We start from the raw sequence: 22,443 nt of genomic DNA, 5'->3' as shown, positions 1-22,443 counted from the left end.
GCCCGCAATGGAGCCCCCCATGGACGCCTTCCTTATTACCCACCCAAGCGAAGGCGTAACAACATGGTTGTAATTACACGCGCGTGTTGTACGCGGCGTCAAGCGGCATGCCGCTATCCGGGGAAAGACCAGCTCTCGCCCCGGTGTGCTCGGCATGTGATGTTCGCACCTGACCCGGCGCCACGGGATCCATGGCGTTGGCCTGGCGTGTTCAACGCTGTCAGCGGTCGGAACCGTACCAGGGCGGTATAGACGCCCGCCCGTGGCCCACCTTCTCTCTAGCCGTGCTTTGCCGGTTCGTTACCGGCGCGGCTCGTGGGGGGTGTAGATGGCTGTGGGGTCGATCGGGTCGTCCCCGCCGCGCCGCTGCTCGCCGAGCGCGTCGCCGCGGTAGGAGTCCGGGTCCAGCCGGACCGTGGACTCCGCCGGCGACTGGTAGGGCTGCGACGGCGGCTGCTGCTGGTAGGGCTGCGGCTCGTACGGTGCCGGCTGGGGCTCGTACTGCTGGCCGTACTGGCCGGGCGCGGGAGCCGGCTGGCCGTACTGCTGCTGGCCGGCCGCGTGGTGCGCGCCGCTCGGCGGCTGCCCGTACGGGGCCTGCTGGGGCTGGGCGCCGTACTGCTGCTGCGGCTGCGCCTGGTACTGCGGGGACTGGCCGAGCGGGTCCTCGTACGGCCTGGCCTGGTGCTGGCCGGAGTGCTGGTAGGTCTCCGCCTGCTGGTAGGCGTCGTGGAGCTGCTGCGAGCGCGGGTCCACCGGCGGGTCGGGCTCCTGGTAGGAGGGAGCCGCGTACTCGTGGCCCGAGTAGCCGGTGAACGGCTGGCCGCCCTGCTGCTCGGCCTGCTGGGGCGCCGGGGGGAACGGCACGCTGGGAGCGGTCTCGCCGGTCGGGTAGCCGGCGGACGCCGGGGTGTCGAAGGCGTTCGGCTGGACGATCGGCGGCACGTACGGGGCGCCGTCCTGGGCGGGGTACGAGGGCTGCGACGGCTGGTACTGGGCGTCGAGCGGGGTGTAGGCGCCGGACTGGTGGGCTTGCGGCGCGTACGGGCCTGCGGCGTGGCCGGCCGGGGAGTCGGCCGCGGGCGGGTAGCCGCCGGCCGGGTGGGTGTCGGCCGGGGTGTAGAGGTCGGGCTGGGAGTCCGCCGTGGTGTAGGAGGGCTGGCCGTACAGGCCCGGCTGGCTGTCGGCGGGGACGTAGGGCGCGGGCTGGTACTCGGCGACCGGCTGCTGACCGGCGTCGGGCTGGGTCTCCGAGGGCGTGTACGAGGCGTGCGCCGGGGTGGGCTGGCCGTAGTTCGGCTGGTCGTTCTGGGCGCGGAAGGACTGGGTGGGGTTCGTCTGGCCGAAGCCCTGGTCCTGGGGAGCGCTCTGGCCGAAGCCCTGGTCCTGGGAGGGGCCGTAGTTCTGGTCGGCAGGAGCGGGCTGGCCGTAACCGGGGTCGGCCTGGCCGGGGGCCTGCTGTCCGTAGTCGGCCTGGGCCGGGGCGGGCTGGCCGTAACCGTCCGACTGGGCCGGGGCGGGCTGGCCATAACCCTGCTGGTCGGCCGGCGTGGTCTGGCCGAAGCCCTGGTGGTCGCTCTGGGCGGGGATGGTCTGGGTGGGGTTGGTCTGGCCGAAGCCCTGGTCGGCCTGGGCGAAGGACGGCTCCTGCTGGGCGTGGCCCGGGAAGGCGGGCTCGCCGTAGCCGGGGTCGGTCCTGCTGTCGCCGGGAGCGGCGGGAAGGGCGGCGCGGGGCTGGGGCGTGCGGGGCTGCGGCTGCTGGGCCTCGCCGGGCTGGCCGTAACCGGGCTGCCGGCCCTCGCCGGGCTGGCCGTACCCCGGCTGCCGGCCCTCGCCGGGCTGGCCGTACCCCGGCTGCTGACCGTCACCGGGCTGGCCGTACCCCGGCTGCTGACCGTCACCGGGCTGGCCGTGGCCGGGCTGCTGGCCGAAACCAGGGTGCTGCCCCTCGGCCGGCTGGCCGTAGTCGGGGTGCTGGCCGTAGGGGGGCTGGCCGGGCGGCTGCTGGCCGAAGCCGGGCTGCGGGGCGTACTCGGGCTGCTGGCCGTACGGGGCGCCCTGGCCCGGAGCCTGACCGAACTGCGGCTGCTGGCCGTAGGCGCCGGGGGCGTACCCCGGGCCGGAGGCGGGGCGCCCGTCGAGGACCTGCGGCAGGAGGTAGACCAGCGCCACGGCGGTCAGCCCCAGCAGGGGCACGCCGGTGAGCAGGAACTCCACCTTGGCCCACGCGCCGCCGTCCGCGAACAGGCCGAGCAGCAGCGACAGTGCGCCGAACACCGTGGCGAGGCCGAGCCCGCCCACCGCGCCGTAGGCGAACAGCTTGGCCTTGGCCGACGGCCGCCCGACCTTGGTCACCAGGAGCACGGCCCCCAGCAGCAGCGCCACCGTCACCGGGCTGGTGAGGCTGAAGAAGTTGCTCGCGGCGCGGTCGGCGATGGAGCTGCCGCCGAAGCCCGACGACGAGCCGATCAGGACCCTGCCCGTCGCCAGCAGCACGCTCAGCCCGCCCGCGGCCACCATCAGCCAGGCGGCCGGCTCCTTCAGCCGGTCGACGTCAAGTTTGCTCACAACCACTCCCCAGGGAACCCTTTAGCCCGAAGGGAGTTTGCCACAAGAGCGCCCCAAGGCGGCACAAGTCACAAAAACCTCTTCTTCCCCAGTCGTGCTGGTTTGAACCCTCAAAGCCCGATATTTCAGGGCAATCGGGCCCCTGAAAGAAGTTGTCGCAGGCCGGTGGAAGACTGGCCGCATGCACATCGTGTCCCTCGCCGGCGGCATCGGCGGCGCCCGCTTCCTGCGTGGCCTGCGCGCCACGGCCCCCGACGCCCGGATCACCGTCATCGGCAACACGGGCGACGACATCACCCTGTTCGGCCTGCGGGTCTGCCCCGACCTCGACACGGTCATGTACACCCTGGGCGGCGGCATCGACGAGGAGCAGGGCTGGGGCCGGGCCAAGGAGTCGCACGTCGTCAAGGAGGAGCTGGCGGCCTACGGCGTGGAGCCGCAGTGGTTCGGGCTCGGCGACCGCGACTTCGCCACGCACATCGTCCGTTCCCAGATGCTGGAGGCCGGCTACCCGCTCTCCCAGATCACCGAGGCGCTGTGCGCCCGCTGGCGGCCCGGCGTGCGCCTGCTGCCGATGAGCGACGACCGCTGCGAGACGCACGTGGTGATCGCCGACGAGCAGGGGCGCCGCGCGATCCACTTCCAGGAGTGGTGGGTCCGCCTGCGCGCCTCGGTGCCCGCCGAGTCGTTCGCCCTGGTCGGCGCCGACACCGCCAGGCCCGCACCCGGTGTCCTGGAGGCGATCGAGGAGGCCGACGTGGTGATCCTGCCGCCGTCCAACCCGGTGGTGAGCATCGGCACGATCCTCCAGGTCCCCGGCATCCGCGAGGCGCTGCTGCCCAAGACGGTCGTGGGCGTCTCCCCCATCATCGGCGGCGCTCCCGTGCGCGGCATGGCCGACGCCTGCCTGACGGCCATCGGCGTCGAGACCACGGCTCAGGCGGTGCTCGGCCTGTACGGCGCGGAGCTGCTCGACGGCTGGCTGGTGGCGCCCGAGGACGACGGCGTCCACCTGGACGGCGTGCGGGTGGTGGCCCGGCCGATCCTCATGCACGACGCCGAGGCGACGGCCGGCATCGCCCGCGCCGCCCTCGACCTGGCCCTGGAGCTGGCCCGATGACCGGCCGCTCCCCCGGCGAGCAGACGCCCGGCTCCACCGCCGGCCCCACGACCGGGGCGTCCGGCGCGATGGCGCCCGAGCGGGTCGAGGTCATCCCGGTCACGGGCATCGGCGAAGTGCGGCCGGGAGACGACCTCGCGGCCCTGCTCAAGGACGCCGACCTGCGCGACGGCGACATCGTCGTCATCACCTCCAAGATCGTCAGCAAGGCGGAGGGCCGGGTGCGGCGCGCGCCCGACCGCACGGCGGCGATCGAGGACGAGACCGTGCGTGTGGTCGCCCGGCGTGGCGACACGGTCATCTCCGAGACCCGGCACGGGTTCGTGATGGCGGCGGCCGGCGTCGACGCGTCCAACACCGACCCCGGCACCGTCCTGCTGCTGCCCGAGGACGCCGACGCCTCCGCCCGGCGGGTCCGGGCCGGGCTGTCCGCGCGCGTCGGGGTGATCGTGTCCGACACCTTCGGGCGCCCCTGGCGGCACGGGCTGACCGACGTCGCCATCGGGGCGGCGGGCGTGCTCGCGCTGGAGGACTTCCGCGGGCTCGCCGACACCCACGGCAACCCGCTCAACGCCACGGTGACCGCGCTGGCCGACGAGATCGCCTCGGCAGCCGAGCTGGTCAAGGGCAAGCTCACGGGCGTCCCGGTCGCCGTCGTCCGGGGGCTGGCGCACCTGGTGACCGACGACGACGGGCCGGGGGTCCGGCCGCTGGTGCGGCCGTCCGCCGACGACCTGTTCCGCTACGGCTCGCGCGACGTGGTGTTCGCCCGCCGGACGATCCGCGCGTTCTCCGACGAGCCGGTCGACCCGGCGGCGGTGCGGCGGGCCGTCGCGGCGGGCATCGCGGCGCCGGCCCCGCACCACACGACGCCGTGGCGGTTCGTGCTGGTCGAGTCGGCGGCGACGCGGCTGAGGCTGCTCGACGCCATGCGCGAGGCGTGGATCGCCGACCTGCGCGGCGACGGGTTCTCGGAGGAGTCGATCGCCAAGCGGGTCCGGCGCGGCGACGTGCTGCGCGACGCGCCCTACCTGGTGGTGCCGTGCCTGGTGATGGAGGGCTCCCACACCTACCGCGACGAGCGGCGCAACGCGGCCGAGCGCGAGATGTTCGTGGTCGCGACGGGCGCGGGCGTCGAGAACCTCCTGATCCAGCTCGCCGTCGAGGGGCTCGGCTCGGCGTGGGTGTCGTCCACGATGTTCTGCCGTCCGGTCGTGCGAGAGGTGCTGGAGCTGCCGGGCTCGTGGGACCCGATGGGCTGCGTCGCCGTGGGCCATGCGGCCGCCCCGCCCCGCGAGCGCGCCCCCCGGGATCCGGACGACTTCATCGTCGTGCGCTGATCCTGACAAGGGCTGTCAGGAGCTCTATACGCTTAGGAAAGTTTCCTTTACATTCGGGTTATCCCCCCATGTGAAGGAGCACTTCATGCGAAGGACGCTCACGTTACTCGCCACGGCGGTGATCGCGGTCGCCGCCACGGTGTTCGTCGCACAGCCGGCGCAGGCCCACGGCTACGTCAACGCGCCACCGAGCCGTCAGGCGTTCTGCGCCCGCGGGCAGGTCCCCGGCTGCGGTGACATCGTCTACGAGCCGCAGAGCGTGGAAGGGCCGAAGGGTCTGCGCAACTGTCACGCCAACAACGCCCGCTTCGCGCAGCTCAGCGACGAGAGCAAGCCGTGGCCGGTCACGTCGGTCGGCACCACGGTGACGTTCACCTGGACGTTCACCGCCCGGCACGCGACCAGCACCTACGAGTACTACATCGGCAACACCCGGGTGGCCTCGTTCAGCGGCGGGGGCCAGCAGCCGCCGCCCACGGTCTCCCACACGGTGAACCTGTCCGGCTTCTCCGGCCGCCAGAAGGTCCTGGCCATCTGGAACGTCGCCGACACGGCCAACGCCTTCTACGCCTGCATCGACCTGCGGATCGGCGGCGGCTCCCCGGACCCCTCCCCCACGCCGACCGCCAGCCCGACGCCCACCCCGAGCCCGACCCCGACGTCGGTCCCGGGCGACACCTGGAGGCCGGGCACCGCCTACGGCGCCGGGTCCACCGTGACCTATGGCGGAGCGACGTACCGGTGCCTCCAGGCGCACACGGCCATCAGCGGCTGGGAGCCGCCGAACGTCCCGGCCCTGTGGCAGCGCGCCTGACCGCCCGCTGAGCGGCCGCCGGTTGGCACGCCCCGCCGGCGGCTGCCCACGCCCGGCCGGCAGTCGGCAGTCATGGGCCGACCGGCGGCCGGTTGCCGGGCGGTCGAGGCGGTGTGCGTGGGAGGTCAGGCCGCCGGCTTGCAGGTGGGGTGGCAGAGGCGGCGCGCCAGGGCGGCGAGGTAGACGTCGATGATCTCGTCCGGCTGCTCGGCGACGTGCAGGGAGCCGTTCGTGGCGGCCGCGATGCGGGCCAGGCCGTCGCGGTCCACGTCGTCGCCGAACGCGATGAGCACGATCTGGACGGGCCTGTCCGCGTCCCATTCGGCCTTGAGCCGGTCGAGGAGCTGCTGGAGCCGGGTGCCGCGGCCGTCGTCCTTGCCGGCGGTGATCACCAGGAGCACGTTGTTCATCTCCTCGCGGTACTCCTGCGCCACCTCCCGGAACCCGCTCAGGACGGCGTCGTACAGCGAGCTGTCCCGGTCGGGATGCGCGGTGATCGAGGTGGTCAGCTCGTCCAGCACCCCCCGGCGGACGACCTGGCCGCTGGCGGGCCTGCTGATCGGTCCGAGGCTCACCCGCTCGTGGTAGCCCCTCACGGTGCCCAGCCTGTCGGCGAACTCCCACATGCCCATGTGCGTCGAGTCGGGGAACAGCCGCAGCCCGATCTTGGCGGCCTCCAGCGCGACGCCCACCCGGGTGATGCCGCCCTTGATCGGTTCGGCCATGTGCTTGGAGGTGTCGGCCAGGACCAGGATGTTGGTGGGCGGCGCGAGCCGGCTCCACGCCTGCAGCGCCTCGTCGATGTCCTGCGGCGTGACCGACGGCCGCGCGCTGGGCGCCTCGGCGGGGATCTCCGGCCCCGGCGAGATCGGCGGCAGCAGGCCGTCGCCGGAGCGGAACCCGGCCCGCCGGACGAGTTCCTGCGCCTCGGGGCCGCGCAGCCACTCGGCGAAGACCGTCGAGGCGTCGGCCACGGCGGGGTCGGTGGCGGTCACCACGTACGGGTAGTCGAGGTTGATGGTGCCCTCGCGCGGGTGCAGCGCGACGACCGGGTCGGGTGAGGGGCGGCGGCCGTGGTCCCACACCGACTGCTCGGGCACGATGACGACGGGGCGCTGCCAGAAGGCGCGGTCGTCCACGGCGGCCAGCATCGTGCGGTAGTCGGGGGCCGAGCCGGCCTGCGCCCAGCGCACGAACGCGGTGAGCGCCTTGTCGGCGTCCGGCCCGGTGCCGACGACGTCCCTGGCGGCGGCGACCGTGGCGATGCCGGCGCCGGCCAGCGACGGGTCGGGGACGCGGACCACGTCGGGCTCGTTCTCGGTGGGCAGCAGCCGTCCGCGCACGGTGGCGGGGAAGACCATCCGCCAGTTCATCTGGGTGCCGCCCACGGAGAAGCGCCGCGCCAGCGACTGCCGGGTGGCGAAGACGAGCGGCGAGGTGGCGACCACGCTCTCGCCCGCGGGCAGCGCGCTCGCGCCCTGCTTGCGGGCCAGCCGGATCCACGCCGAGGAGTCGGCGATCCAGCCGTCCGGCCGGTCACGCAGCACGCCCGCCCGGTCTCCGATCAGCGTCCGCAGCACGGTGGCCGGCGGCTGCTCGGTGACCTGGACGAGCACGCACCGGCCGTCCGAGGTCGCCTTGGTCTCGTTGAAGCGGGCCGCCGCCCGCATCGCGACGGGCGCCACGTCCACCGCGGCGGCCACGTTGACCAGAACAGGCTCTCGCGTGGCGCACAGTGCGCCACCGCCGCCGAGGAGCACCACGAGCGTGGCCGCGACGAGCACCACGGTGGCCAGCCCGGCCAGCAGGCCTCGCTGAAGTGCCTTCCTCCGCCGCAGCTCAGCGCTTAACGCGGCGCGGTGTCGACCCAACCGCACGGTGAACCTCTCTCCACGGGAGTGATGATTCTCCCAGCGCCTCCCCCACCCGAATCAAGTACTCGCTAGAACATGTTATACCTACACGGTCGGCAGGGCCCGGCGCACGCTCTGGCAGACGCCGTCGCTCGCCGCCGAGGCGGCCAGCCGCTCCTCGCTCGGCATCCCGTACTCGGTGGTGCGCTGGCGGACCGGCCGGCCGGTGGCGCCCGCCATCGCGCGCAGCTCGCTGATCGTCTTGTACGAGCCGTTCTCCGACCCGGCCATCCGGCTGATCGTCTCCTCCATGAGGGTGCCGCCCAGGTCGTTGACGCCGCCGGTGAGCACCTGGCGGCACAGGTCGTCCTGCAGCTTGACCCAGGAGCACTGGATGTTGCGGATCGCGCCGTGCAGCAGGATCCTGGCCAGGGCGTGCACGGCCCGGTTCTCGCGGGCGGTGGGGCCGGGCCTGGCGATGCCCGCGAGATAGATCGGCGCGCTCGTGTGCACGAACGGCAGCAGCACGAACTCCGAGAACCCGCCGGTCTCCTCCTGCAGCCGCCTGATCAGCTTGATGTGCCTGACCCAGTGCGCGTGGTCGTCCACGTGGCCGTACATCATCGTCGCCGTCGTCGGCAGGCCCACGCGGTGGGCGGTGGTGACGACCTCGATCCACTCCTTGGCGGGCAGCTTGCCCTTCGTCAGCACCCAGCGCACGTCGTCGTCGAGGATCTCCGCCGCCGTGCCCGGCAGCGAGTCGACGCCGGCCTCCTTCGCGGCGTGCAGCCACTCCTCGATCGACAGGTTCGTCCTGCTGGCGCCGTTGACCACCTCCATCGGGGAGAAGGCGTGCACGTGCATGCCGGGAGTCCTGGCCTTGACCGCCCTGGCCAGGTCGAAGTAGGCGGTGCCGGGCAGGTCGGGGTGGATGCCGCCCTGCATGCACACCTCCGTCGCGCCGGCCAGCCAGCCCTCCTCGGCCCGGTCGGCGACCTGTTCGAGGCTCAGCGTGTACGCGTCGGCATCGGTCCGGCGCTGGGCGAAGGCGCAGAACCGGCAGCCGGTGTAGCAGACATTGGTGAAGTTGATGTTGCGGTTGACGACGTAGGTGACGTCGTCGCCGGCCGCCTGCGCGCGCAGGTCGTCGGCGATGGCGGCCAGCTCGTCCAGCGCCTCGCCGTCGGCCGACAGCAGCGTCACCGCCTCGCCGTCGGTGAGCCCGGCCGGGTCGGCCGCCGCCTTCCGCAGCGCCTGGCGCAGCTCGCCCGGCGTGCCGCCCCCCGATGCCGCCGCCGCCGCCGACCCCGGAACCGAGCCCGCCGCCGCGGGCGCGAGGCGGTCGCGCAGGGCCTCCCAGTCGCCGTAGACGTTGTCGAAGTCGTCGCGGCGGTCATTCGTGCGGCCCGTCGTGTCCACCTCGACGTGCAGGTCCACCCGGCCGGACGGGGCGAAGCCGCCGTCCGGCTCCTGCCACGGCCTGCCCTGGAGCACCGCGTCCTCGCGGGCCAGCCCCGTCTCGGGGTCGGCCAGCGCCTCGACGTGGGCGAACAGCCTCGGGTCCAGCCAGGGCTCGCCGGCCAGCACGTACTCGGGGTAGATGGTCAGCCGTTCCCGCAGCCGGAAACCGGCCTCGGCGGTGCGGGCCGCCAGGTCGTCGATCTGCGGCCACGGGCGTTCGGGGTTGACGTGGTCGGGGGTCAGCGGCGACACGCCGCCCCAGTCGTCGATCCCGGCCCGGATCATCAGCGCGTACTCGGAGTCCACCAGGTTGGGCGGGGCCTGCAGACGCGCCTTCGGACCCATGACCAGCCGGGCCACCGCGATCGTGGCCGCCAGTTCCTGCAGGTCGGCATCGGGCAGGCCGCGCATGGCGGTGTCGGGCTTGGCGCGGAAGTTCTGGACGATGACCTCCTGGATGCCGCCGTACTCGCGGGCCACCCGGCGCATCGCGAAGATGGACTCCGCCCGATCCTCGACGGTCTCGCCGATCCCGATGAGGATGCCGGTGGTGAACGGCACGTTGGACCGGCCGGCGTCCTCCAGCACGCGCAGCCGGACGGCCGGGTCCTTGTCGGGCGAGCCGTGGTGGGGCCGGCCCTTCTCCTCGAACAGCCTTCGCGAGGTCGTCTCCAGCATCATGCCCATCGACGGCGCGACCGGCTTGAGCCGCTGCAGGTCACGCCAGCTCAGCACGCCGGGGTTGAGGTGCGGCAGCAGCCCGGTCTCCTCCAGCACCCTGACGGCCATCGCCCGCACGTACGACAGCGTGTCGTCGTAGCCGTGCGCGTCGAGCCACTCGCGAGCCTGCCGCCAGCGGTCCTCGGGCCGGTCGCCCAGCGTGAACAGCGCCTCCTTGCAACCCATCGCGGCGCCCTGCCGGGCGATCTCCAGCACCTCGTCCGGGCTGAGGAACGCGGCGGGCAGCTTGTGCGGGGCGGTGGCGAACGTGCAGTAGCCGCACTTGTCGCGGCACAGCCTCGTCAGCGGGATGAACACCTTGCGGCTGTAGGTGATGACCCCCTCCCGGCCGACCGCCTGGAGCCCGGCGTCGCGCACCCGGGAGGCGTGGTCGAGGAGCGTGTCCAGGTGCGCGCCGCGGGCGTGCAGGAGCACGGTCGCCTCGGTGACGTCGAGGGCCTTGCCGTCACGGGCGCGGGCGAGCGCGCGGCGGAGCGCGGAATCACTGACGAGACTCATACAGGGCACACTACGTCGGCCTGGGTTCGTGCCTCGCACCCAGGGCCTTCTTCCCGCGACCCCGCCCGGGCGGGGCACGGCGACCCCTGATCGCCGGGGCGGGCCGGATCAGAAGGAGCGGTAGTCGCGTGCGGCCATGCGCGGCCCGCGCGCCGGCGGGCGCAGCCCGGTCAGCGTGAGGAGGACCGCGGCCCGGTGCCGGTGCCCCTGGTACGGCTCGAGGAGCCGCAGCATCCCCGGGTCGTCGGTCTTCTGCCCGGTCAGCGCGTACCCGACGATCTTGGCCAGGTGGAAGTCGCCCACGCTGAGGGCGTCGGGGTCGCCGAACACGCGCTGCCGCACCTCGGCGGAGGTCCACACGCCCACGCCGGGCAGGGCGCGCAGCAGCCGGTCGAGCTCGGCCGTGGTGGCCGCCGCCTCCAGCTTGGCGGCGTGCCAGGCGGCCGTGGCGATGGTCCGCGCCCGCACGGACTCGGCGCCCGCCCGGTGCCAGTGCCAGGACGGGATCTGGCGCCACACCTCGGCCTCGGGCACCACCCGCATGCCGTCGGGCGCGGGGCCCGGCGCGGGCTCGCCGTAGTGGTGCAGCAGCCAGCGCCAGGCCCGGAACGCCTCGCGGCCGACGACCTTCTGCTCCAGTACGGCGGGCACCAGCGCCTCCAGCACCCGCGCCGTCCGCCCGATCCGCAGCCCGGCGTGCCTGCGCGCCGCGTCGGCCAGCACCTCGTGCCTGGCCTCGAACCCCGACACGTCGTCGTCGGCCCCGAGCCAGGCGGGCATCATCTCCAGCAGCCAGCCGGCCCCGGCGCCCCACGCCCGGCCGAGCACCGCACCGTCCCGGACGCTCACCCGCAGCGTGCCGGGACCGTCGGGGGTGCGGCAGGTCCGCCACACGGCACCGTCGGCGGCCCGGCGCCAGGTGGGGTCACCGGAGCCGCGCCGGTGCGGGCCCAGTGCCAGCCCGACGTCCAGCGGCCCGGGGGGCGCCCACCTGCGTTCGTGCACCCGTCCAGTGTGCCGCCTGCGGGGGCGTGCGCGGGGCCGCGGGGTCAGACGTCGCTGGACCAGCGGACGGCGCACTCGGGCAACCGCACGCCCGGCCAGACACGGACGCCCGCCCGCAGCTCGTTGCCCGGGCCCACGACGGCGCCGTCGCCGATGACCGCGTCGCGCACCACCGCGCCCGAGCAGATCCGCGCCCCGCGCCCGAGCACCGAGTCGACCACCGTCGCGCCCGCCTCCACCACGCACTCGTCGCTGAGCACGCTGCCGGACACCACCGCGCCCGCCTCCACCACGGCGCGGGCGCCCACGGCCGTGCCGTTGTTGACCTTGGCCTCCGGTGAGACGTCCGCGCCGTCGAGGGCGAGGTGCTCACCGGTCGGACCGGGCAGCGCGGGCGAGCCGAGGCGGCCGAGCACCAGGTCGCGCGAGCCCTGGACGAAGGCGGCCGGGGTGCCGACGTCGAGCCAGTAGGTGCGGTCGGGGTAGCCGAGGACCAGCTCGCCCGACTCGATGAGCCCCGGGAACGTCTCGCGTTCCACCGAGACGACCTCGTCGCGCGGGATGCGGTCGATGACCGAGCGGGTGAAGACGTAGCAACCGGCGTTGATGCGGTTGGTCACCGGGTTGGGGGTCTTCTCCAGGAAGGCGGTGACGCGCCCGTCGCCGTCGGTGGGCACGCAGCCGAACCGGGTCGGATCCTCCACCTCCGTCAAATGGAGCGTTACAGCGGCGTTCCTGGCGAGATGGGTGCGCACCTGGTCGCCGATGTCGTGACCCGACAGGATGTCGCCGTTGAGCACGAGCACCGGGTCGCCGGGCGCCGCGGTGAGGCCCTCGGCGGCGTTGCGGATGGCGCCTCCGGTGCCGAGCGGCGTCTCCTCCGTCATGTACTCCAGCGACAGCCCGAACTCGGCCCCGTCACCGAACACCGGCTCGAACATCGCCGCCTTGTAGGAGGTGGCGAAGACGATCCTGCGCACCCCGAACGAGCGGGCGCGGGCCAGCTGGTGTGCCAGGAAGGGCACGCCGGCGGTCGGCAGCAACGGCTTGGGCGTGCCGAGCGTCAACGGACGCAGGCGGGTGCCCTGCCCGCCGACCAGGAGGATCGCTTCGAGGCCTGGCACAGAGGTCTCCATCACTCGGCGAGATTATCCAACTATTCGGCGGCACGTTGATAAGAGGCGAGATGCGCCTCGGCCGAGGCCTCCCAGGTGAACTCGCGGGCCCTGGCCAGCCCCGCCTCCTGGAGCCGCCGGCGCTCGTCCGGGGAGGACAGCAGCCGGCCGAGCGCGACCGCGATGCTGTCGGCGTCGGGCTCGGTGTAGGCGACGGCGTCGCCGCCCACCTCGGGCAGCGACGTGCGGTGCGTGGTCAGCACCGGCGCGCCGCAGGCCATGGCCTCCAGCACCGGCAGGCCGAACCCCTCTCCGCGCGACGGGAAAGCCACCACCAGCGCCCCGCCGAGGAAGCCGGGCAGGTCGGGGGCGCGGAAGAAGCCGGGGCGCACCACCTTGACCGTCGCCTCGACCTCGCGGCAGGCGGCGTCGACGTCGTCCTCGTGCACACCGCCCCCGAGGACGAGCGCGGGCGCGTCAGGGAGGTCCTTGACGACGGCGGCGAACCCGCGGATCAGGTTGGGGACGTTCTTGCGCGGCTCCAGGGCGCCGAGGAAGGCCACGTACGGCCTGCCGTGCAGCCCGCACCGCTCGGCGGCGCGGCGGCGCTCCTCCTCGGTGGGCGGGTGGAACAGCCGCTGGTCGACGCCGTGGTAGGCGACGTCGATGCGGGTCGGGTCGGCGGCGAGCACGCGCACCAGCTCGTCGCGGGTCGCCTTGGACGGGACGATGACCCGGTTGGCGCGGTGCACGGCGGTACGGGTGGCCGAGCGGAAGAACGCGGCCCTGTCGGGGCTGTGCTGCTCGGGCTCGGTGAACCAGGTGACGTCGTGCACGGTCACGACGATCGGCATGCCGGCGTTGAGCGGCATCGAGTAGTAGGGCGCGTGGATCACCTGCGCGCCGGCCTGGCGGGCCACCAGCGGCAGGCCCGTCTGCTCCCAGGCCAGCCGGGCCGACCTGTTGGTGATGGAGACGGGACCCGGGATGACGTCGGCCGAAGGAGCCAGCCGCCGGTATCGCTCGGCATCGGCGCGCTGGCAGACCACGACGAGGTCCGCCCCCGCTCCGTCGAGCCCGGCCACCAGCCCGTCCACGTATCTGATCAGACCGCCGCGGTCCGCGGGGACCGCCGCCGCGTCGACGAGCACTCGAGGCATTACGAAGATCTTCTCCCCTCAAGATCATCGCGGGACGGCGTCCCCCTCTGTGTTCAGCTTATGACCAGCCTCCCCCAAATGGTGGCTCAAATCACGTACGGCCGCGTCGCGCCGCGATTCCCGCCAAACCCGCGCAGAGCAGATCACCGACGATGATGACGGCCCGGGAGCACAGGGCGACCGCGATGGCCGGGCCGCTGTCCAGGACGGGCGACAGCACCGCCACCATGACGGCCTCCCGCACGCCCGCGCCCGCCGGCACGACGACCGTCATGATGCCGAGGCACCACGACAGCGCGAACGCCCCGATCGCGAAGACCGGGCCGGCCTGCGGGAGGACGACGTACAGGTGCAGGCCGTAGCAGACCCAGCCGGCCAGCGCCCAGCACAGCGCGGTGAGCATGCCGCGCCGGGTGAGGGGGTGCTCCAGCGGCTCCCGGCCGAGCCTGCGCAGGCCGAACCCGATCAGTCCGTTGATCACCTTGGGTTCCAGCAGCACGAGCAGCACGGGGGCGAGCAGCAGCAGCCAGCCGTAGCGGTCCCAGCCGAGCGTGACGAGCGTGACGAGCAGGCCGGTGGCGAGCTGGATCGGCATCATGAGGAAGAACGCCGCCGCGCTGCGCGCCCGGGGCACGCCGAGGTCGCGGCCCATCTCCATCTGGGCGAGCACGGGCCAGACGGCGCCGGGGATGTACTTGCCGAGCTGGCCGACGAAGAAGACCTTGGTGGCCGGACGGAACGGCAGCGGCGAGCCGAGGTCGGCCAGCAGGGTGCGCCAGGTGAGCATGGCGCCGAGCAGCGCGGCGACCACGGCCGCGAGCGACGCGGCGATCATCGCCGGCTCCAGCCGGGCGAACCCGGCGACCACGCCGTCCCACTGCGAGGCCACGGCCCACCCGCCGAACCCGAGGGCGACCAGCAGGAACCCGACCCGCAGCAGCCGCCGGCCTCTCGACCGCCCGCCGCCGGCCGCGACGGCCCCCGCTCCCAGGGCGCCTTCTTCAGGGGCGCCGCCGTCCGCCGCGCCCTCTCCCGGGGCGCCCTCTTCGGGGAGGTCGTCGCGTCTCACGGTCTCGCCCCGCCCCGCCGGGCCCGCCTCACCCGGCGTCACAGCGGCTGCGGCGGCTGTGGGAGCGCGGCGCCCGCCGGGCGGCGCGGCGTCTTGGTCGCCACCCACAGGTAGGTGGGCACCAGCGGCAGCAGCAGCTGCAACGCGGCGCGCGGGGTGCGCGCCAGCACCGCGCGGGCCAGCCGCCCGAGCACCCCCGGGAACAGCTCCGAACCCGCGAACCGCTCCGGGGAGGCGAGCACCGGGATCGTGTAGTCCCACACGTGGAAGGCGCGCAGCATCCTGCGCAGCCCGCGCCGGGTGCGGAAGCGCTCGTAGTAGTGGTCGGCCCGGCCGAAGGCGCGCACGTAGCGGTCGGCCAGCGCGGGCGGCAGGTAGGACAGGAACGGCAGCTTGTAGTGGGGCTCCATGATGCCCAGCCGGTTGCCCAGCCCGAGATAGAGCACGCCCCGGTCGGACAGCACCCGGCGCATCTCGGCCACCACGGCGTCCGGGTCGACCACGTGCTCGTAGATGTGGTTGAACACCAGCACGTCGAGCGAGCCGTCGGGGAACGGCAGCGCCGTGCCGTCGCCGCAGACGAACGCCACCCGCTCGCCGAACCGGTCGGCGGCCCTGCGCAGCCCCGGCACGTCGATGTCGACGCCCAGCGTGTGCCCGGCCCCGGCGCCGGCCAGCTCGTCGGCGATGAACCCGGCCGAGCAGCCCACGTCGCCCACGGTCAGCCCGGTGAGCGGACCCTGGAAGTGCTCCAGCACCGCGATGATCTTCGCGGCCTTGCGGCGGCGCTTCGCCTCGTCGAGCATGGCCGACTGGAACTCGGAGTATTCGAGCTGCGCGACGCGTTCCTTACTCACGCCGCCCTACAGTACCGTCGCCGGCACCGCCGCCCCGCCTTCGACGGCGTGAAGGCTCGCGTGGACCCTACCGGCGGGTCACGTTCGCGCGTACCCTTGGCGAATGCTCCGCCGCCTGCTGCGCGTCGTCCTGGCGCTGGTCGCACTCGGTTTTCTCGGCTACGGGCTGGCCCGCAACTGGGACGAGACCGCGGCCAAGCTCGCCGGGCTGTCGCCGTGGGTGCTGCTCGGGGCGTTCGCCGCGGTGCTGGGGGGCCAGCTGTGCCATCTGGTCGCCTGGCGGCAGGTGCTGGCCGGACTGGGCTCGCCGCTGCCGGTCCGGGTGGCCGGGCGGATCATGTTCGTGGGCCAGCTCGGCAAGTACATCCCGGGCTCGGTGTGGGCGTACGCGGCGATGATGGAGCTGGGACGCGACCACGGCAGCCCGCCGCGCCGCACGTTCGCCTGCATCTCGCTGTCGCTGGTGATCAACCTGGGGGTGGCGCTCGCCATCGCCGCCGCCACGCTGGCCGGCCGTGACGCGCTGCGCGAGGCGTGGTACCTCCTGCTGCTCGTGCCGGTGATCGCCGTGTGCCTGCATCCCCGTGTGCTCACCTGGGGCCTCAGCCTGGCGCTGCGGCTGGCGCGCAGGGAGCCGCTGGAGACCGTGCTGCCCGGCCGGACCGTGCTGGTGGCCACCGCGTGGACGGCGCTCGGCTGGTTCGTCTACGGCCTGCACATCTGGCTGCTGGCGGGCCGGTGGGACCTGTACGTGGTCGCCACCGGCGCCTACGCCTTCGCCTGGGCGACCGGGCTGCTCGCCGTGGTCGTGCCCGCCGGGGTGGGGGTGCGCGAGGGCGCGCTGGTGCTGGTGCTCGCGCCGCTGGTGGGCCAGGGGGCGGCGCTGGCCGTGGCGGTCGTGTCGCGGCTGGCGTTCACGCTGGCCGACGTCGCCGCCGCGGGCGTGGCGGTGCTGCTGGGCCGTCAGAGGCCGAGCAGCGTGCCGGTGTACGCCGACCAGAAGGGCTCCGGGTCCACGGCCCTGACCCCCGACCGCAACCTCTCGGGCTCCCCCGAGGCATAGAACCGCTCGATCGCCGCGCGGAGCGCACCCACGTCGCCCGGCTCGACCAGCAGCCCGTCGACCCCGTCGGTGACGTGGTCGGCCAGCGCGCCGACCCGGGTGGCGATCACCGGGACGCCGTGCTCGTGACCGAGCCAGACGTTCTGGCTGGCCGTTGCGTGGCGGTAGGGCAGCACCAGCGCGTCGGCCCGCGCGAACAGCGGCGCCACCTCTTCGGCCGGCACGTAGCCCGGCCGCAGCTCGACCCGGTCGGCGAGACCCAGCTCGCGGACGAGCGCCTCGGTGGCCTCCAGCCCGCCCCAGAACTCGCCCGCCACGGTCAGCGACACCCCGTCGGGCAGCGCGCGCAGCAGCAGGTCGAGCCCCTTGTACGGCCGGACGATGCCGAAGAACAGCAGCCGCCGGTGCACCGCGGCCGACCGCTCGGCGTGCGTGGACGGCAGGTGCGGCGGCAGCCCCGCCACGGCCACCGGCCTCGACGTCAGCGTCCGGGCCAGCGCGCCCTGCTCCTCGGAGTGGGCGAGCACGGCGTCGACCCGCCTGAGCAGCGCCTTCATCAGCGGCTCGTCGTACGGCTTGCGCTCGTGCGGCAGCACGTTGTGGCACAGGGCGACCACTTCGGCGCGGCGGCGCAGGCCGTACAGGATGCCGAGATAGGCGGGCACCTGCACGGGGCTGAGCACGGCGAGCACCACCAGGTCGGCCGAGCGGAGCCGCCGCCCGGCGGCGAGCCAGCCGTCGGGGCGCCGCCAGTCGAGCCGGCGCTCGGTGCGCGGGTAGGGGGTGCCCTCGGGCGCGGAGATCGTCTGCTGCCCGGGGTAGAGGAACGACGGGTACTGGGCGCGCCAGGACTCGATCACCACGTCGTGGCCCAGCGCCGCCAGGCGGTGCGCCAGCTCGGTGGTGTGCTGGGCCCCGCCCCCCTTGTACGGGTAGGTGGGGCCGATGACGGCGATGCGCACGTCAGTCGCCCCGCGAGCGCACGATCAGGTCGGCCAGCAGCGCCACCGAGCCGATGAGCATGCCGGACAGGAAGATCATGACGGTGTTGGCCGGGAAGTAGAACGGGTGCTGGACCATGTCCCAGACGCCCTTCACCAGCCCGATGGCCACCAGCCAGAGCGCCGGCGGCATGAGCACCTTGAGCGGGTTGAAGTACATGATCATCCGCAGCACCTGCAGGATGTAGCGGTAGGCGTCGGAGACGAAGCTGAACTTCGACTTGCCGGCCCGCTTGGCGTACTCGATCGGCAGGTAGTAGACGTCGTGCTGGTTGGACAGGAACGACAGCGTGATCGTCGTGACACACGAGAAGCCGGGCGGCAGCAGCCGCAGGTAGGGCCTGGCCACCGACTTGCGGAAGGCCCGCAGCCCCGAGTTGAGGTCGGGGATCTTCTGGCCGGCCAGCATCTCGGCCACCTTGCGGATCACCCACTTGGCGGGGACGCGCAGCAGCTTGTGCGAGCCCTCCTCGCTGGTGCGCGCGCCGACGACCTGGTCGATCGCCGGGTCCTTCTCCAGGATGCGCACCAGCTCGGGGATGCGCTCGTTGGGGTAGGTCATGTCGGCGTCGGTCCAGACGACGATCTCGCCCCTTGCCTCCTGGGTGCCGATCCGGCGCACGGTGCCGGAGCCGCCGTTGCGGTGGAAGGCGCGGATGCGCAGGTGCGGGAACCGGGGGGCCGCCTCCTGCAGCCTCAGCAGCGTCTCGTCGGTCGAGCAGTCGTCCACGGCGACCAGCTCGTAGGTGTAGCCGCTGGAGTCCATCGCCCGGGTGATGCGCTCCACCTCGTCGATGACGTGGTCCTGCTCGTTGTAACAGGGCAGGACGATCGTGACGTATGGCGCTTCTTCCACGGTGCTTCCACTCTGGGGGGTCTCTGGCGTGCTCACGTGCGTCGAGGGTACTCTGCCCGGCCGGGAAGCGGGTCCACATCGGGCTCGGCGCCGCGTCAGCCGGTGGCCATCCACACGTTGATCCGCAGCGACCAGGTGCCGTCGGGCGGGCCGGTCAGCGACCGCTCGTCCTGCCGGGTGACCAGCGCCATCGCCTGCCGGGGCGGACCGTACGGCGCGACCTGCGCGGCCTCGGCGGCCAGCACGACGGGCACCCGTCCGGCCGCCCGCACACGGTTGATCAGCCGGCGCACGTCGTGCTCGGCCGCCGTGTCGCCGCCGGAGGCGTGGCGGACCCTGGCCGCCGGGACGCCGCACATGCCGCGGACGACCTGCGTGAAACGGTCACCGGTGACCCGCTCGACGATGAGCACCGAGGCGTCGCGCGGGATGTGGGCGCACAGCGCGGCCACGGCCGCCGCCTCCCCGCGCTCCACCGGGGTGAACGCCGTGCCGATCGAGGTCACGGCGGGCGGCACGAGCACGAGCGCCGCTCCCACGCCGGCCGCCCAGCGCCGGCCGCGTCCCCTGCCGTCGAGCCCGCCGCCCGATCGGTCGGGCAGCCTGTCCAGCACCCGTGCGAGCCCCCAGACGGCGAGCAGGACGAGCCCGGGGATCACGACGGGCACCAGGCGGCGGGCCGCCCACGGGTGGTCGGGGGTGATCTCCGGCCGCAGCAGCGTGCTGACCGTGGTCCAGCCGATCACGGCGAGCGGCGCCAGCCACGCGAACGAGCGGCCGTCGAGCAGCCGGCGGACCAGCAGCGCGGCGGCGAGCGTGGCCAGCAGGAGCACCGGCACGCCGACGTACCAGGCGACCCAGTGCAGCGACTGCTCGAAATAGAGCCTCTCGCCGTCGGGAGGCAGGCCGTTGGCCTTCTGGATCTCCTCGATGAACCGCGCGGTCCTCCCGTCCTCCTCCGTCACGGGCGTGCGGCGCACGGTCTGGAGCCACGGGCGGACGGCGAGCCCGGCCACGACGAGCACGACGACCGCGGCGCCCGCTCCGGGCAGCCACGCGGGCCGCCGCGCGCGCGCCAGCCAGGGGGCCGCCGCCGTGCCGACGGCCGTCAGCACCAGGACGGCGGCGCAGATGAGCAGCAGCGGCCGCACCGAGCGCGACAGGTACTCCAGGTAGGGCCGCGACAGCACGTACCCCGCGAACAGTCCCAGTCCCGCACCGGCCACGACCCCGGCGAGCAGCGGGAGACCGGCCGCCCCCTCGGGCCTGGCGAACCGGCGCAGCGCCACCAGCAGTCCCGCGAACGCCAGCACCGGCAGCACGTCGCGCAGCCCGTCGACCCTGACCAGCACCGCCAGCCCGAACACCAGGCCGGCCACCGCCGCCTCACCCCGGCGCGGGAGCCCGTGCCGCGCGGCCCGGGCGAGGGCGTCGTGGAGCAGGGCCAGGCCGCCGAACAGCAGGATCATCGACGGGATCTCGCTGAACGTGGTCCGGGAGGTGTAGAGGACCGGCAGGCACACCGCGAACGTCAGCGCCGCGAGCGGGGCCCACCGCGCCCCGGCCAGCCGCGCCGTCACCCCCGCCAGCGTGAGCACGGCGAGCGCCCCCAGCACGGCCGGTGTCAGCGACATCGCGCCGAGCCAGTCACCGGCGGCGAACAACAGCGGCGCCCCCGGCATGAACTGCGGCACGACCGCCCCGTCCGCCGGGAAGAAGCCCACGCTGTCGAAGGCCAGCGCCGGGTCCGCGCCGCCGAACGCCTCCGCCCGCACCTCGATCGGCAGCGAGCCGTGCCCGGCCAGCCAGGCGGCGTACTGGGCGTAGGTGGCGGGGTCGCGGCGGACGGCGAGCTGCTCGGCGTGCAGCAGCGCGTTGAACACCCCCGAGGCCGCGGCGACGGCGAACACCGCCCCCGCCTGGCGCGCCGTGGCCTCCACCGGCGGCCCGGGGCCGCGCAGGACCGGCAGGGCCAGCAGCGCGGTCGCCGCCAGGCCGAGCAGCGCCGCCGGCAGCGGCGTGTAGTGACCGGCCAGCAGCAGCGGCAGCCCGGCCAGCAGCCAGCCGGCCACGGCCAGGGCGGGCAGCAGCGAGGCCACGGCGAGCACCCTGCCCGCCGACGGTCTTCCTGGCAGGTGGAGCACGCGGGATCCCATCGGTGATCTGCGAGGGTATCCGACGTGCCGCCGCACCCGTGATGACGCGACCCGTCCCCCGACGCGGGTAGCGTACGCGACGTGCACCACGCCTCAGCTCCGCCCGCCGGCCGCTCCGGAGGACCTCGCCCGTCCCGGTGGGCGGGCCCGCGGTGAAGCAGGAGGCCGAACGGCCCGACGCCGCCGCGCCCGAGCGGCGCGCCGGCTCCCGCGGGCGGCGCGGTGCGCCGGCCGGGAGGCTCGGCGCGGTCCGCGAGCGGCTGACGTTCGCGGCGGCCCGGCGGCACCGGTGGTTCCTCTGGGTGCTCGCCGCCGGAGCCGCGCTGCGCGCGCTGGCCATGCTCGGCTACCGGCCCGCCCTGTGGTTCCCCGACTCCTACACCTACATCGTCACCGTCTTCAGGCCGCGCCCCGACCTGGTGCGGCCCGCGGGCTACTCCGCGTTCCTCAAGCTGCTGGAGCCGTTCCACTCCTTCGCCGTGGTGACGGCCGCGCAGCACCTGCTCGGCCTGGCCACGGGTGCGCTCGTCTACCTGGCCGCGCGACGGGCGCCGCGGTGGGCCGCCACGCTGGCCGCGGCGCCGGTGCTGCTCGACGCCTACCAGGTCGAGCTGGAGCACCTGCTGGTCTCGGACACGCTGTTCATGTTCCTCGTGGTGGGCGCGGTCGTGCTGGTCCAGCGGCCCGGCCCGCGGAACGGCGGCCGCAGGGTGGTGGCCGCCGGGCTGCTGCTCGGCGCCGCCACCCTCACCAGGACCGTCGGCCTGCCGCTGGTGGCCGTGCTGGGGGTGTGGTTCGTGCTGCGGGGGCGGGCCCGGGTCGCCGGGGTGCTCGCGGTCGCCGCGCTCGTCCCGGTCGTCGCGTACGGGACCTGGTTCTACGCCACCTACCAGCGGCTCGGCATCGTCGGGGCGAACGGCGCGTTCCTCTACGCCCGCACGATGTCGTTCGCCGACTGCGCCGAGATGGACCCGCCGGCCGACCTGAGAGTGCTGTGCGACCCGCGCCCGCCGGAGCGGCGGCCGCCGTCGCAGGAGTACCTGTGGGCCAGGAACTCCCCGCTGGTGGTGCTGCCCGGCATCACCTTCACCGCCGAGAACGACGGACTGGCCCGGCGCTTCGCGACGCTGGCCATCCGGGAGCAGCCGCTCGACTACGCGGCCTCGGTCTTCGGGGAGCTGGGCCGCACGTTCGTCTGGGGCCGCCCCGTCTACCCCGACGCGGAGATCTACGGCTACTACGAGTTCCCGGCGGCGTCGCCCCCACCGCCCGGCCGGTGGGCCGCGCAGCTCGGCGTGGAGATGGGCCGGCGCTACGAGCGCGGCGCGATCGGCACCGAGGTGGCCGAGCCGTTCGCCGGGTGGCTGCGGGCCTACCAGGACGTCGCCCGGCTGCCGGGGACCGCGCTGCTGGTGATCCTGCTCGTCCCGCCCGCGCTGACCGCGCTGCGTGCGCGCCGCCGCGACGGGGCCGCCCGCCCGCGCCCCGGGGGCGGGCCGGCCTGGCTGCCCCCCTGGGCGGTGGCCGTCACGCTGCTCGTCGTGCCGGCCGCCGTGGCCGAGTTCGACTACCGGTACGTGCTTCCGGCCGTGCCGCTGGCCTGTCTGGCGGCCGTTCTCACCGGCCGTTCTGACCTGGGCGGACGTGATCAGTTTGGCGATGATATTCCACGCAATGTCCAGCTCTGAGTATGCTTTGGCCCTGATTCACCAGCGCAGGGTCATGACCGATTCCCTCAGTCATGGCCCCGAGCACGCCGTACGTGA

General features: G+C 74.0%; 16 protein-coding genes. 5 read left to right on the top strand and 11 right to left on the bottom strand.

Annotated features, from left to right (window positions below; translation table 11 throughout):
• Nucleotides 1-300: 300 nt before the first annotated feature.
• Complete coding sequence (locus tag CXR44_RS39290) at nt 301-2,568, bottom strand: hypothetical protein (RefSeq protein ID WP_101783841.1); 2,268 nt, start codon at nt 2,566-2,568, stop codon at nt 301-303.
• A gap of 181 nt (nt 2,569-2,749) precedes the next feature.
• On the opposite strand from CXR44_RS39290, the gene cofD reads away from it, so the two are divergent.
• From cofD to CXR44_RS05835, 3 genes are all read left to right on the top strand, one after another.
• Nucleotides 2,750-3,688 (top strand): 2-phospho-L-lactate transferase, encoded by a 939-nt coding sequence (gene cofD, locus CXR44_RS05845; protein ID WP_101783840.1) that lies wholly within the window; start codon nt 2,750-2,752, stop codon nt 3,686-3,688.
• Nucleotides 3,689-3,756: 68 nt separating this feature from the next.
• The gene (locus CXR44_RS05840; protein WP_101784201.1) at nt 3,757-5,028 is read left to right on the top strand and encodes a coenzyme F420-0:L-glutamate ligase; all 1,272 of its coding nucleotides are present in this window, start codon (nt 3,757-3,759) and stop codon (nt 5,026-5,028) included.
• Between the two features lie 85 nt (nt 5,029-5,113).
• Nucleotides 5,114-5,842: a lytic polysaccharide monooxygenase gene (locus CXR44_RS05835; RefSeq protein ID WP_101784200.1), complete on the top strand. Its 729-nt coding sequence runs from the start codon at nt 5,114-5,116 to the stop codon at nt 5,840-5,842.
• 125 nt (nt 5,843-5,967) lie between these two features.
• Here the strand turns inward: CXR44_RS05835 and CXR44_RS05830 are convergent, their stop codons facing one another.
• From CXR44_RS05830 to CXR44_RS05800, 7 genes are all read right to left on the bottom strand, one after another.
• Entirely contained in the window at nt 5,968-7,719 is a 1,752-nt protein-coding gene (locus tag CXR44_RS05830) for a substrate-binding and VWA domain-containing protein (protein ID WP_245898870.1), read from the bottom strand.
• Nucleotides 7,720-7,800: 81 nt separating this feature from the next.
• Complete coding sequence (locus tag CXR44_RS05825) at nt 7,801-10,395, bottom strand: bifunctional FO biosynthesis protein CofGH (RefSeq protein ID WP_101783839.1); 2,595 nt, start codon at nt 10,393-10,395, stop codon at nt 7,801-7,803.
• A gap of 108 nt (nt 10,396-10,503) precedes the next feature.
• The gene (locus tag CXR44_RS05820; protein WP_101783838.1) at nt 10,504-11,400 is read right to left on the bottom strand and encodes a DNA-3-methyladenine glycosylase family protein; all 897 of its coding nucleotides are present in this window, start codon (nt 11,398-11,400) and stop codon (nt 10,504-10,506) included.
• Between the two features lie 44 nt (nt 11,401-11,444).
• Entirely contained in the window at nt 11,445-12,524 is a 1,080-nt protein-coding gene (gene manB / locus CXR44_RS05815; protein WP_245898868.1) for a mannose-1-phosphate guanylyltransferase, read from the bottom strand.
• 32 nt (nt 12,525-12,556) lie between these two features.
• Nucleotides 12,557-13,675 (bottom strand): glycosyltransferase family 4 protein, encoded by a 1,119-nt coding sequence (locus CXR44_RS05810; protein ID WP_101783836.1) that lies wholly within the window; start codon nt 13,673-13,675, stop codon nt 12,557-12,559.
• A 91-nt stretch (nt 13,676-13,766) separates the two neighbouring features.
• Nucleotides 13,767-14,744: a lysylphosphatidylglycerol synthase transmembrane domain-containing protein gene (locus tag CXR44_RS05805; RefSeq protein ID WP_245898866.1), complete on the bottom strand. Its 978-nt coding sequence runs from the start codon at nt 14,742-14,744 to the stop codon at nt 13,767-13,769.
• A gap of 38 nt (nt 14,745-14,782) precedes the next feature.
• Nucleotides 14,783-15,601, bottom strand: a complete 819-nt coding sequence (locus CXR44_RS05800; RefSeq protein WP_101783835.1) for a class I SAM-dependent methyltransferase — start codon at nt 15,599-15,601, stop codon at nt 14,783-14,785.
• Nucleotides 15,602-15,704: 103 nt separating this feature from the next.
• On the opposite strand from CXR44_RS05800, the gene CXR44_RS05795 reads away from it, so the two are divergent.
• A complete protein-coding gene (locus tag CXR44_RS05795) occupies nt 15,705-16,664 on the top strand; it encodes a lysylphosphatidylglycerol synthase domain-containing protein (RefSeq protein WP_101783834.1) in 960 nt (319 codons plus the stop codon).
• Here the strand turns inward: CXR44_RS05795 and CXR44_RS05790 are convergent.
• The 3 genes from CXR44_RS05790 to CXR44_RS05780 all read right to left on the bottom strand — a co-directional run bounded on the left by CXR44_RS05790 (nt 16,565) and on the right by CXR44_RS05780 (nt 20,665).
• The gene (locus CXR44_RS05790) at nt 16,565-17,626 is read right to left on the bottom strand and encodes a glycosyltransferase family 4 protein (RefSeq protein ID WP_101783833.1); all 1,062 of its coding nucleotides are present in this window, start codon (nt 17,624-17,626) and stop codon (nt 16,565-16,567) included. The two genes, CXR44_RS05795 and CXR44_RS05790, sit on opposite strands and share 100 nt — an antisense overlap.
• 1 nt (nt 17,627) lies before the next feature.
• Nucleotides 17,628-18,521 carry a glycosyltransferase family 2 protein gene (locus CXR44_RS05785; RefSeq protein ID WP_245898864.1) on the bottom strand — a complete coding sequence of 298 codons (894 nt, stop codon included), beginning with the start codon at nt 18,519-18,521 and terminating at the stop codon, nt 17,628-17,630.
• 95 nt (nt 18,522-18,616) lie between these two features.
• Nucleotides 18,617-20,665, bottom strand: a complete 2,049-nt coding sequence (locus tag CXR44_RS05780) for a hypothetical protein (RefSeq protein WP_342748528.1) — start codon at nt 20,663-20,665, stop codon at nt 18,617-18,619.
• A 164-nt stretch (nt 20,666-20,829) separates the two neighbouring features.
• Between CXR44_RS05780 and CXR44_RS05775 the strand changes: the two genes are divergently transcribed.
• Nucleotides 20,830-22,365: a hypothetical protein gene (locus CXR44_RS05775; protein WP_245898863.1), complete on the top strand. Its 1,536-nt coding sequence runs from the start codon at nt 20,830-20,832 to the stop codon at nt 22,363-22,365.
• Nucleotides 22,366-22,443: the final 78 nt, after the last annotated feature.

Origin of the sequence: Nonomuraea indica, assembly GCF_002850745.1 — a bacterium.
Classification (GTDB): domain Bacteria; phylum Actinomycetota; class Actinomycetes; order Streptosporangiales; family Streptosporangiaceae; genus Nonomuraea; species Nonomuraea indica.
Note: the sequence above shows the minus strand (reverse complement) of the source record. Positions and strands in the feature narration are given on the sequence as shown.